The sequence below is a fragment of the Legionella septentrionalis genome (assembly GCF_003989745.1).
Taxonomy (GTDB): Bacteria; Pseudomonadota; Gammaproteobacteria; order Legionellales; family Legionellaceae; genus Legionella_A; species Legionella_A septentrionalis.
Map to the genome: position 1 here is coordinate 17715 of NZ_RZGS01000032.1, position 11852 is coordinate 29566.

Below are 11852 nucleotides of genomic sequence, written 5' to 3' on the forward strand. Positions count from 1 at the left end.
CACTCCAACTATAATCCTTATCTTTTAGAGTAGGATAATTATCCTGATAGTTCAATTTTTATACATATTGCTGCAATGAAATTAATATTTTGAAATTGTTAAGAATACTTTAATAATTCTATGACCAAATAATGTATAATTCGACCTTAATATTCATTTTTTATCTATATCTGGAATGGCGAAATATAAAACTCAAATTGACAATAGTGGTTATGATTCAGGCTATGAGAGTGATGGAGGCACCAGTTACAGTCAACCTAAAAGATTAGGCAGTGGGAACTATAGCCTCTGTCGCATACTTTCTTCAACTGACGGTTTAAAACATAAAATTGTCCTGAACCCTATAAATTCTACCCAACCCAGTAGCAGTACCCAATACGGATTTGATTATGATGAAGTTGTAGCGAAGGCACGTTTCTTTAAAACACTTTATCCAAGCGCAGACGTGCAACTTTTTATCAGCGGCGACAAAACTCATTACCGTCTTATCCTGCCGCTACTCCCTGGGAAAGCCTATAACACATTTGAGAATCCGGATTACAAACAGTTACTTAAACTCTTTTTAGCCGCTGTTCGCGCTGTGAAAACCTGTCATGCAAAAGGATTAACTATAGTCGACTTAAAAGGCGATAACTTGCTTTTTAATAACCAACTGGGAAATTGTATTCTAATCGATGGCGGTTTTTCCGCCCTCACAAAACAAGAATACGTTAAGCCATCGGTTTTTAAGCGCTGCCAAAGGGAAGTTGTCCAAATAGGTAACACGAGTTGCATTACCTTAGAGGGTGAGAATTTATTAAACCATTTTAGACAACGTCACCCACATATTGCCCCTGAATGCTGGTCGCAATATGAAGTGTTTGCGGATGCTGCCATGGATGTATACTCTCTCGGTGATTTATTGATGCGAATGTCTGGTTTTTCTTCTCAAAAAACCATATGGCCTGCAATCGTCCAGCTGATTGAGTGGTGTAAACAGACTAATCCACTGCAAAGACCTACTATAGATATACTTGAGAAAAAGGTTGAGGAACTCTCCAAAGTTTTAGAAACAGAGCTATTAGCAGCTAAAAAGGATTATTTATCCCTTTTAGATCAAATAGAAGAAATTAATGGAGATTTTTCTAAACTCACCACCCTTAAAGAAGTGCAAATACATAAGAAAGAAGTGTTAAACCAAGTAGATAAAATCTGCGATGCAGAAAGTCTCAAACGCATTAGCTATCTAAACCCGGATGACCTCATTCCCATTCGGTTTGCAATCATGCAGAAAAAAGACACTATTACACGCAATGCAACGCAAGTTGAACTTCATATTAAAGATCAGAATAGTCTCAATGAGAAAATACAAGAACACATTGCTGAAATAAAGAAGTTTGTAGTTACTTTTCCTAATTCAAATAGCAAAATATCCATTCAAACACAGCAAAGACTATTGCTTTTAAAACTACAAAAACTCGTTAATACAAACTTGGGCAAGAATGAGAGTATCATCTTGGCGTTAGAAGAAAAAAAGAGAGAAATTACAACTGTAGCTGAGAAGCTAATTACGGAAATTCCCTCTAATAAAAATAAAGTCCCCACAACTGCAAGCGACTCTCGCATGCCACAGAAGCAAGCAATTGCACAGATAAATAATTTATCAGTGGATTTTTCCAATGATATTGAGCTAAGCGTTGTTTATCGACATAGGGAAGAATTATTAAGAAAATTAGCTACTCAACAGTATAATATATCGTTTACATCCACAGAGCAGGGAGAATTACAATCGGCAATTCGCAAAAAAACCGAAGAAATAAATCAAAAATCTAAAGAGCGGATTGAGGTCCTCAATCAGGCACAGCAGACGGTTGCCAAATATATTGACGAAATCAAAAACAAACCCATCGATTTTTCTGGTATGGCTTCGGCAACGGAAATTAACAATCAATCTGAAAACCTGGGTCAAACCCTGGCAGCTTTAAGCGCAGCAACAAACCTTCTGCAAGCTTATAAATTTTTAAGTATCGAAAAAGATACCGAATTGACAAGAGTGTTGGAAGAGAAGAAAAATGAGATTAAACAAAAAGCCCAGTCTCAACTTAAGCTTATTGATGTGCTGGTGCAACTGAAGTTTGATGAGCATTATAAAAATTTTGAACTTAAAGCAAGGGATATGAGAAGGAAGGTTGAGGAAGAAAAGAATGATTACTATGTAGACGGAGCTAATACCGCCAGACAATTCTGCACGGAATTACAAGAAGCAAAAAAGAGTTTTTTACGGGGCTCCAATCCCGAACAATTTCAAAAAAATTGTTTAGATGCGATTCAAAAAGCAAGACCTGTCCTGGATAAGCACCGTGAATGGCGCGGTGCAATTGCAGCATTTTTCCTCAAGCTATTATCAATTTTGACTTTTGGGATATTTCATAGCCAGCTGTCTTTTTTTGCCAAGGCACACTCAGGAAAGATGTTAACTGGATTTGAAACTGAACTTAATAATTCAGCAATAGCCATACCCTCTCATTGAAATTAGCCGAATGTGTGTCTCCCATGTAGGGAGACACTCACAGCATAGATAAGTCTCACCTTATTTTTCATCAGTAATGGCAACGCCCATATTGTATGCTTTTGCCAATAACTTCCAATTCCAGATGCATGTGAATTATTATCGCTACTATGAGTGCATTTATCTGTCTGCGGTTAGCTTCAGTAACTGTTTTGGACAATCCATGCAAGACAGCAGTTAATGATGGAATCAAATTTGCAATATGGTTTAAAAGACGTTAACTTCTTTACCAGTTAAGTGACTTTATTGGTGCTGATGAACGATACAAGCGAGTCACCACGTCGGCCGTTTTATGGCGATAAATTAAGAAAGAGGAGTAATTATTTTGACTAATAATTTACTACGACCAGAAGATATTTTACCGAATGGGGTTGATAATACGACCATCAATGGAAAAACGATAAGAAAGGGTACAATTGCCGCTTTTTTAGCAAACATAGATTGTTTGGAAAATGCAAATGCGAGTGAGCAACAAAGGCAAGAAGCAATTAATATAATGAAAGAATTAGCACCAGCCGTTGTTTCTATAGGATTGCATAAGCATGTTGTATTTAAAAACAATCAGGTTGAACAAATTCTTGTTGCTGCTGAATAACTACTGGCAGAGTGGCGGAAGGGTAAAAATGCCTCGTGGAGTACTTAATTTAAACTGACCATCTTCAGTTCTTAATATTTTCTTGCTATATTCGTTGCGGCTATTTGATGTGCTGGATTTTACATGCTTTTCATAACCAAGATGCTCATCCAGTTCAGCAGTAAGCGCTGCCTCAATTGTAATCTTGGTTAACAGTTGACTGAAATCATTCAGATCTTTTTCTGTCTTTAATGTCTTTGTCGCTTCGCGAGCAAAGGCTTCTAATGCTTCTCTATTCAGTACTATCTATCCTTAGCCTCAAAGGCTCTTGTCATAGACAGTTACACAATTTTATCTACAGTCTCATATGAGTGATGCGTATTGCTTAATTCATAAAAAAATTAAGCAATTTTATCTTTTAATCGCCCTACTATATGTTTGGGTAGCAACAACCAATAGTGTCCTGGATTTTTCATGTGGCCAGCAATATAAGCCGCTTCTTTCCCCGGCCCCCAATATACGTCACCACGAACTGCTCCACGAATCGCACCACCTGTATCCTGGGCAACCATAAGGCGTTGGAAAGGCGCTTCTTTCTTGGCATTATCAGGGCGGGTAGTATTCAACCAAATTGGCGTGCCTATAGGAACCCATTTCAAATCCACCGCTAGCGAATAGCCCGGAGTTAAGGGAACGCCTTGCGAACCTAAAGCAGCTTCTTGCTTTAAAACATTAAAAAATACAAATGATTTGTTTTTGTTTAAAACTTTATCCACTTCTTTGGGGTGTTGTTTAAAGTATTTGCGGATACGCTGCATGGAGGCATTATCCTTAGTCATCACGCCTTTATCGATTAGAACTCGAGCTATGGAAGTATAGGGAGCCCCATTTTCACCAGCATAACCCAAGAACAGATTTTTGCCGTCTGGTAATTGCACCACACCAGAACCCTCAATTTCCAAAAATTGCAAATCTACTTTATTGCTTATCCAAGCAAGTACGGGAGCTGATTTGGCGATAGCACCTTTGGAAATTTGGGCGCGAGTATAGTATGGAACTAACTTTTTACCCTGCAATCGTCCAATTAACTTACGATGGTGTTTTAAGCTTGGATCAAAAAGACCCAGATTTATAGTAATCCTATCGTTAGGCAAACCATAAATCGGGGTATTAAACTTAGCAGTTTTGGTCAAATTGCCTTCCAGGACGGGCATGTAATATCCTGTAAACAAACCGCGTACGGGCTGGTTCTCGTGAAAAAGAACAGGTGTAAACCAGGTTTCAAAAAACTCACGGGCTTCTTTATCCGTCGCAGGCTCTTTTATGGATAAAGCCTGACATGCAGAATGCCAATCTTTTGCTTTAACGTCAATGTAGGGGCTGCCCACTGATTTTTCAGGCTTTTGCTTTAAAAATGTTTTACAGGAAATTTTAAAAGCCTTGAAGGATTGCAAAGCATCAGCTGCATCCCACCCCGGCAGTTTTGCGAAGGAAAATGTCTTAAGGTGCAAGGGCTTTGCTGGCGCTGGAGAATAAAATTTCCACACCCAGAAACCGCCTACAGACAAACACAATATAATAACGCTGATATAAAGTAATTTTCTCATAACTGGACAAATTTTACACTAAACAAGATTAAAAGCAACCCAAAACTGTTTAAAGTTATTTCATTTTATCAAAAATAAAATCTAATAAGTTGTTTTCCATGAAGAATTTTGGTTGAAAAATTTAGCTTATTTTGGGGCTAAATTACAAAACAGCAAACGCGAACTAGGCCAAGCATGCTTCATTAATTTTTTTTGCAATTTGAAGATCCTGTATTGCTAAACCCGTTAAATCAGCAATTGTTATTTGAGTATCGTTTGTACGACCAACGCTCTCCCCTGAAATAATCTGCCCTAACTCAACTAAATTCTCCGCTCGAATTATTTTTTTACGAACAGCATGAGCGGTATTTCCTCTCTCGACACACTGCGCCACACTATCAACAACAACGATATCCGCCACGCTGAATATGGATACATCGAGTTCTTGTTTGTCGCTCGTATCGGCTCCAATAGCAGTGATATGCGTGCCAGGCTTAATATTTTTAGCAAATAAAATGGGCAATGTTGATGGGGTTGTTGTTACAATAAGATTACAAATTGCTGTTAATTTTTCCATGACCTGGGTGATCTGCACATTAAATCCTTCTTTTTGCATATCTTCCTGAAAGTGCAGAAGATTGCGATAATTTCTTCCAAAAGCCAGCACATTGCTACAAGGCATTATTGAGCGTAAGAAGGACAATTGTAATCGTGCTTGTGTGCCAGTACCAAGAATACCAATGCAATTGACTGTGCCGGGTGCAAGATATTTTGCTGCAATTGCACCAGCTATGCCAGTTCGTATATTAGTCAAGTATCCTTCATCGAGAAGAATTGTTAGCAGTTCTCCTGTTTTCTGACTAAAAAGCAGCATAAGTCCATTGTTGGAGGATAAATTGAATGCTTGATTATCATAAAATCCGGAAGCAATTTTAATCACATAGTAATCAACCGGACTTAATGTGTACTTCGCCGGGAGGTGTTTTAAATAACAATTCTCCAACGGGCGGAACGACGCAATTTCCTTTTGAATAGTTCACAAATCCTTCTTCAATAGCCGTCATAATATCTACAGATTTCAGGATGTTTTTTATCTCATGCAGGTTAATAATTCGCATAAGATTACTCAATGACGCATTTTAAGGTTTCTAAACTAATGTTGGCGCCGCTTAAAACTGCCACAACATTTTTATCTTTATAATGCTCAGCACACTTGAGTATTGCCGCAAATGCCATAGCGGCAGCCCCCTCAATTAAGAGATGCTGAGTTTTAATGATCGCTAATATTGCCTGTTGAATTTCACGCTCAGAGACTAAAATAAAATCATCTACATACGTGTTGCATAAGTCAAAAGTCATTGAATTAGGCTCTATTCCTCCAGCTGTTGCGTCTGAAAGGGTCGGCAATGTGCTCATGGAAATAATTTTTCCTGCCTTGATGGATGCAGACATAACAGGAGAGTTTTCTGGCAGGCAGCCGATTATCTTTGTTTTAGGGGAAACAGCTTTTATGTATCCGGCAATCCCTGCAATTAAGCCACCACCACCGACAGGTACAAAGACTACATCAACAGAATCTAATTGACGCAGAATTTCCAGGCCAATGGTACCTTGGCCACCAATGACTTGGGGATGATTATAAGGTGAAATATAGGACATGCCTTGATGCTTTGCATAATCTAATGCATAAAGCTCTGTTTCTACACTATCAGTTCCATGAAATTTAAGAGGAATGTTGTAATTACGAATATTTTCAACTTTGGTAAGGGAGACATTTTCAGGAACAAAAATAATACCAGGAATATTTAATTTACTTAGACTATAGGCAATTGCAGCCCCATGATTCCCAGTTGAAGCGACCACAACTCCTTTCTCTTTTTGTGTTTTTGTTAAAGATAATAAGGCGTTAAATGCCCCGCGAACTTTAAAAGACCCTGTATGCTGTAAATTTTCATGCTTTAAATAGAGGTTTAAGTTTGTGATTTTGCTAAGAGGTAAGGAAAAATCCAGAGGCGTTTCACGCACAGATAAACGGATTCTTTTTTCAGCGTGCAGTACTTCACTGTGGATATCTAACATTTACAATCCTTAATTACGATTCTAAACAGCCTAAATAGTTATAAATAGTGGCCCGTGATACATTGAGAATCTCAGCAATATACTGTGCTGAATTCTTCCCAGAAAAAGCACCTACCCTATGCAGGTGAATTACCAATGCTTTTTTTTCTTTTCTATTTAAAGTATCAAATGTTAATTTATGCTCATTCAAATAATGATGAACATAATTATGGATTCGTTCTTGCCAATCATCTTTAAATAGAGGTTCTGGTTTTGGGATTAGTTGCTCACACTGAATAAACGCTTTGATGAGTTCATTGCATTGCTCAAATGCAGAAATATCAAGATTAATACAGAGCATCCCTACAGCCTGCTGATCTTTATCCCGGATAATACTGCTCACCGATTTAATTTTTTTACCATTCCAATTTGTTTTTTCATAAGGCCCGATGCAATCATTTAATAACTTGATATCGTCTTGCACGAGCAAGGAAGGATCACCTGCCCGGCGTTTTGAAAATGGATGATAAATAGCCGCAATTTTGTTTTGTATAATGTCATGTACAATCACTTCTGCATAAGGATGCAGTAATCGCGAGATGGCCTCAGCGGTGGGTAAAAAAACTTTAATTGCTTCATTCATGTAATAAATCACATTGTTTTTTATATATTATTCTAATTTAGACATTTTTGTCAATTATGTGATTAATCGCTGAGATATCCTTAGAGGGATTTTAGAGTGTGATTGAATACGATAAAAAAATATTAATTACGGTCAATTTGCATATAAATAATAGTAAAAGATCTATTATTATAAATATTGTTCATATAATTATGAGTTTTTATGCCACATTTGCACGATAATATTATTTCCCGCGGTCGAGCTTTGAATTATTCACTTAATCCCTACTCTAGGAACGTGCGAAGGGGAAGATACTCCTCTCCACTATCCTGGACAAACCCGCCAGCCAATACCAAGTCTTTCGTTTTAATTGTGGATGACCCGGATGTACCGCGGCGGGGGCGTGGGTGCACTGGGTACTTTTTAATATCCCGGCAAACATTAATAATTTATCAGCTAGCGAAATCTTGCCTGCCGGTGCCATGAGCGGTAAAAACAGCTGGGCACCACAGGTTATCGTCACGCATCGGTATTTCTTTAAGCTATATGCACTGGATAGCATGCTCTCCTTTGATGGACAGGCCGTCCTCAATACCATGCAAAATCATATCCTCGCAGAAAGCGTATTAATCCGGCTTTATAAAAAAACTTCTTCATGAAACATACTCATTTTCATGCCAGATTCATTCTTTTTAATCGAGTTGCATTTATGATGACTGATATAGAACTTAAAGACATTGCGCCTGCTGCAAGCATGGGGCTTAAGTGAATACCAAGAAATGGATAAAGTATGCCGGCTGCAATGGGTATGCCTAGTGCATTGTAAACGAATGCAAAAAATAAGTTTTGTCGAATATTATGTAAAGTAGCTTCTGCTAAAAGCCGGGCTTTGGTAATGCCGCTCAAATCACCTCTTAAAAGGGTAATGCCAGCACTTTCAATGGCGACGGCAGTACCCGTACCCATGGCAATCCCTATATTCGCCTGAGACAGGGCTGGCGCATCATTGATGCCATCCCCTGCCATAGCGACGATATGTCCTTGCTCTTGCAATTGTTTTATTATATGAAATTTATCTTTGGGTAACATTTCCGCATAGACTTTGGCAATCTTAAGTTTTTCCCCCACTTTTAATGCTGCATTTTGATTGTCGCCGGTAAGCATGATGGGATTAATATGTTGTGCCTTTAAGGTTTGTATGGCATCCAGGCTGCTGGTTTTAATTGGATCCCCGATAATGAAAATGGCAGCTGGAACTTCATCCACCAGCATACCTACCAAAGTATTGCCTGCTGCCATGTTTTTTAATGTCTCTGAAAAAAACTGAAAATTATTTGCACCTTCCTGCATGAATTTCATGCTGCCAACCATTATTTTTTTCCCGTGAATAATTCCCATCACCCCGCATCCTGTAGCAGAATTAAAATTTTGCACAGGAAGTTGCGGTGCTTTTTTTTCCTTGGCCTTGGCAATGATCGCTTTTGCTAAGGGATGTTCGCTATAGCTTTCTAATGAAGCGGCATATGACAAAATTTCTTGCGTATCAAAATCTTTTGCAACCACTATATCCATCAGCTCCGGGTGCCCTTCGGTTAATGTACCAGTTTTATCTATCACCAAAGTATCTACCTTTGCCATAATTTCCAAAGCTTCGGCATCTTTAATCAAAATGCCATGGCGAGCCCCCTGACCTACCGCAACCATAACAGACATTGGGGTGGCAAGACCCAATGCACAGGGGCATGCAATAATAAGAACAGAAACTGCAGCCATCAACGCATACCCTAATGATGGCTTCGGCCCCAGCCAAAGCCAGGCATTAAAAGAAATAAAGGCTATTAATATGACTATGGGTACAAACCAGGAAGATACTTGATCCGCAAGCTTTTGGATGGGAGCACGACTGCGCTGCGCTTCACTCACCATCTGCACAATATGCGCGAGCATGGTATTTTTACCCACACGCAAAGCTTTCATGGTAAAACTACCTTTTTGATTCAATGTGCCGGCAATTACGCTTGAGCCTGGATGTTTAGCTACCGGCATGGGTTCTCCCGTTATCATGGATTCATCAACATAACTTTTTCCTTCTGCAAGCACTCCATCCACAGGAATTTTTTCACCCGGACGCACCCGTAATAAATCACCGCTGCAAACCTCAGCAACGGGAATATCGATAATATCTCCCTTATGGAGGCGATGGGCAATTTCAGGTGCGAGGTTTAGTAAATTACGTATCGCATCGCCTGTGCGTGCCCGTGCCTTTAACTCCAGCACTTGCCCTAATAAAACCAGGGTCGTAATTACCGCAGCTGCTTCGAAATAAACAGGGATTACTGCTTCATGATTACGTACAGTTTCTGGAAACAGATTCGGGAAAAAAATAGCGATAGCGCTGTAAGTCCACGCCACACCCACACCCATTCCTATCAAGGTAAACATATTCAGCCGCTTATTTTGTAATGAATGCCATGCACGCTGAAAAAAAGGCCCCCCGCCCCAAAATACTACTGGAATAGACAATAAAAATTGCGTCAAAAAAGACATGGGTTGCGAAATGAGATTCCCATACAAATGACTGCCCATATCCAAAATTAGGATTGGCACGCTTAAAAACAAAGATACCCAAAAACGCAGGCGCATGGTTTTAAGTTCTGGATCATCCAAGTCTTGAGTTCCTGATAGCTCAGGTTCTAAAGCCATGCCACAAATAGGACAATTTCCAGACCCTGCCTGTCTAATTTCAGGATGCATGGGACAAACATAAGTTGTATCCGCATCCGTTGCCTCCAATTTGGCAGGAGATGGATGTTGATGTTGGCAGCAAGTTTTTTTATGATCCATCATATTTCCTCGCACATTGTCTTATGAGTATAGAGAGTTTGACTAACATAGGATGAAGCATGGTTTTAAATGTTTCTCGCAGGAAAATAGTTTATTTGCTATTGTTTCCAGCACTTAATTGATCTGATTTTAAGGATATCTATGGCTATCTGGTTTAAACCTTTTACTTTAGACGATTTAACAAACCGCGGAAAAAATACCATGGCTGATTTTTTAGGCATTCAGTTTATTGAAATTGGCGATGACTATTTAAAAGCAACCATGCCAGCCACACCACGCACGAAGCAACCGATAGGCATTGTGCATGGTGGAGCCAACGTAGTATTAGCTGAAACGATTGCAAGTACTGCAGCCAATGCCGTAGTTGATCTGGAGCATTATTATTGCGTTGGCTTGGAAATCAATGCAAACCATATCCGTCCAGTAAGGGAAGGCATAATTGTAGGAATCACTCGCCCAATTCATTTAGGGCGCACGACTCAAGTCTGGCAAATTGATCTTTTTAATGAAGAGGGAAAGCAAACGTGTGTGTCAAGAATGACCGCATCCGTAGTTAAAAGATAACTACTTTTTCGCTGTAGTTTCGATAGCCTTGCGCGATGTATGGTATCAGAACCGAAGCTGTCTTCCGTGCCATTTAAATCTGTATTAAATATAAATGTCGCGCAACCACAACAAACCTTGATAAAATGCGGATAAGGGACGAAGCGAGTTTATTAATCTCTTGTCCTCTAATTTGATCCTCTCCCCAAAACTGCTCCGGCCTTACCTGGAAAAACTGGCGCTTAACACCCTCTGTTTGAACTGATTTGGAGTCAAATTGTTCACTGAAGAATAGGGTGGAAACCATTGTAATCCTGCCACCATTCTTCAATTTTGTTTTTAGCATCTTCAAGAGATAGAAACCAGTGGCTATTCAAACATTTATCCCGAAAACTGCCATTAAATGATTCACTGAACGCGTTGTCTGTTGGTTTTCCAGTTAAATAGCAAAACCATAATGTGTCCCATCCGGAAGCTCAACATCGAGCCGTAATTTTCCTCCAGTTGCTTCAATATAGCGCTTTAAAGATGATAGCTTAAGATCACGTCCAGGCTTTTCCATTTCAGCGACTGTGGGCTGCTTTATGCCAAGAACATTTGCCATATCTACTTGAGTCTTTTGTACCAACTCGCGAAGCTCAGCTAAATGGATATTGAGCAACATTTCTTCTGCCTTTTCTTGTGCCTTTTTAACCACTCCTGGTTTTTCTGCTGCAAGAATTTGTTCAAGGGTTCTCGCCATAATAATTACTCCTTATTTAACTTTTTCAGATGAGCAGTAAACTCACGATCAGCTATTGGAATCATTTCATCATAAAATCGTTTATCATTTCCTGTTTTATTGCCAGCACACAATAAAATACCTCTCCGCTTTGGGTCAAATGCAAAAAACGCCCTGATTGGATCACCTTTACTTTGGACTCGTAACTCCTTCATATTACTATGACAAGAGCCTTTGTAAACCCTCCTTTTTTAGTGCCAAGCTAAACTAGAGGTTTCCGGGTTTCTGTTTAATCGGTATTGAACAGGCGTCATGCTGTTTAAAGCTTGATGCGGTCGTTCCTCGTTATATTCTTT

Annotated in this window: 11 protein-coding genes and 3 pseudogenes; 4 read left to right on the forward strand and 10 right to left on the reverse strand. The window is 39.3% G+C overall.

Annotation, left to right across the window (positions count from 1 at the left end; translation table 11 throughout):
- Positions 1-175: 175 nt before the first annotated feature.
- Together ELY11_RS09820 and ELY11_RS09825 are read left to right on the forward strand one after the other, a co-directional pair.
- Positions 176-2509, forward strand: coding sequence for a protein kinase family protein (locus ELY11_RS09820; protein ID WP_127033298.1), 2334 nt, complete (start codon positions 176-178; stop codon positions 2507-2509).
- 364 nt (positions 2510-2873) lie between these two features.
- Positions 2874-3143, forward strand: coding sequence for a hypothetical protein (locus ELY11_RS09825; RefSeq protein WP_233579803.1), 270 nt, complete (start codon positions 2874-2876; stop codon positions 3141-3143).
- Here the strand turns inward: ELY11_RS09825 and ELY11_RS12820 are convergent, their stop codons facing one another.
- The 6 genes from ELY11_RS12820 to ELY11_RS09850 all read right to left on the reverse strand — a co-directional run bounded on the left by ELY11_RS12820 (position 3144) and on the right by ELY11_RS09850 (position 7409).
- Positions 3144-3428: a transposase gene (locus ELY11_RS12820; protein WP_127033308.1), complete on the reverse strand. Its 285-nt coding sequence runs from the start codon at positions 3426-3428 to the stop codon at positions 3144-3146.
- 95 nt (positions 3429-3523) lie between these two features.
- Positions 3524-4729, reverse strand: a complete 1206-nt coding sequence (gene mltA, locus ELY11_RS09835) for a murein transglycosylase A (protein ID WP_126954892.1) — start codon at positions 4727-4729, stop codon at positions 3524-3526.
- A gap of 163 nt (positions 4730-4892) precedes the next feature.
- A complete protein-coding gene (locus ELY11_RS09840) occupies positions 4893-5648 on the reverse strand; it encodes a Rossmann-fold NAD(P)-binding domain-containing protein (RefSeq protein ID WP_199741531.1) in 756 nt (251 codons plus the stop codon).
- A 7-nt stretch (positions 5649-5655) separates the two neighbouring features.
- Positions 5656-5826 carry a hypothetical protein gene (locus tag ELY11_RS12510; RefSeq protein WP_199741532.1) on the reverse strand — a complete coding sequence of 57 codons (171 nt, stop codon included), beginning with the start codon at positions 5824-5826 and terminating at the stop codon, positions 5656-5658.
- A gap of 4 nt (positions 5827-5830) precedes the next feature.
- Positions 5831-6787 carry a threonine/serine dehydratase gene (locus ELY11_RS09845; RefSeq protein WP_127033300.1) on the reverse strand — a complete coding sequence of 319 codons (957 nt, stop codon included), beginning with the start codon at positions 6785-6787 and terminating at the stop codon, positions 5831-5833.
- Positions 6788-6800: 13 nt separating this feature from the next.
- Positions 6801-7409, reverse strand: coding sequence for a helix-turn-helix transcriptional regulator (locus ELY11_RS09850; RefSeq protein ID WP_127033302.1), 609 nt, complete (start codon positions 7407-7409; stop codon positions 6801-6803).
- A gap of 201 nt (positions 7410-7610) precedes the next feature.
- On the opposite strand from ELY11_RS09850, the pseudogene ELY11_RS09855 reads away from it, so the two are divergent.
- Positions 7611-8047 (forward strand): annotated as a pseudogene (locus ELY11_RS09855) (YbhB/YbcL family Raf kinase inhibitor-like protein).
- A 13-nt stretch (positions 8048-8060) separates the two neighbouring features.
- Here ELY11_RS09855 and ELY11_RS09860 read toward each other — a convergent pair.
- Positions 8061-10232, reverse strand: a complete 2172-nt coding sequence (locus ELY11_RS09860) for a copper-transporting P-type ATPase (RefSeq protein ID WP_233579805.1) — start codon at positions 10230-10232, stop codon at positions 8061-8063.
- A 141-nt stretch (positions 10233-10373) separates the two neighbouring features.
- On the opposite strand from ELY11_RS09860, the gene ELY11_RS09865 reads away from it, so the two are divergent.
- A complete protein-coding gene (locus tag ELY11_RS09865; RefSeq protein ID WP_126954888.1) occupies positions 10374-10796 on the forward strand; it encodes a hotdog fold thioesterase in 423 nt (140 codons plus the stop codon).
- A 201-nt stretch (positions 10797-10997) separates the two neighbouring features.
- Here ELY11_RS09865 and ELY11_RS09870 read toward each other — a convergent pair.
- The 3 genes and pseudogenes from ELY11_RS09870 to ELY11_RS09880 form a co-directional block, all read right to left on the reverse strand.
- A pseudogene (locus ELY11_RS09870) lies at positions 10998-11212 on the reverse strand (integrase core domain-containing protein); the annotation flags it as partial.
- 2 nt (positions 11213-11214) lie between these two features.
- On the reverse strand, positions 11215-11517 hold the full coding sequence (locus ELY11_RS09875; RefSeq protein ID WP_058459049.1) for a helix-turn-helix domain-containing protein: 303 nt from the start codon (positions 11515-11517) through the stop codon (positions 11215-11217).
- 5 nt (positions 11518-11522) lie between these two features.
- Positions 11523-11729 (reverse strand): annotated as a pseudogene (locus ELY11_RS09880) (type II toxin-antitoxin system RelE/ParE family toxin); the annotation flags it as partial.
- Positions 11730-11852 lie beyond the last annotated feature (123 nt).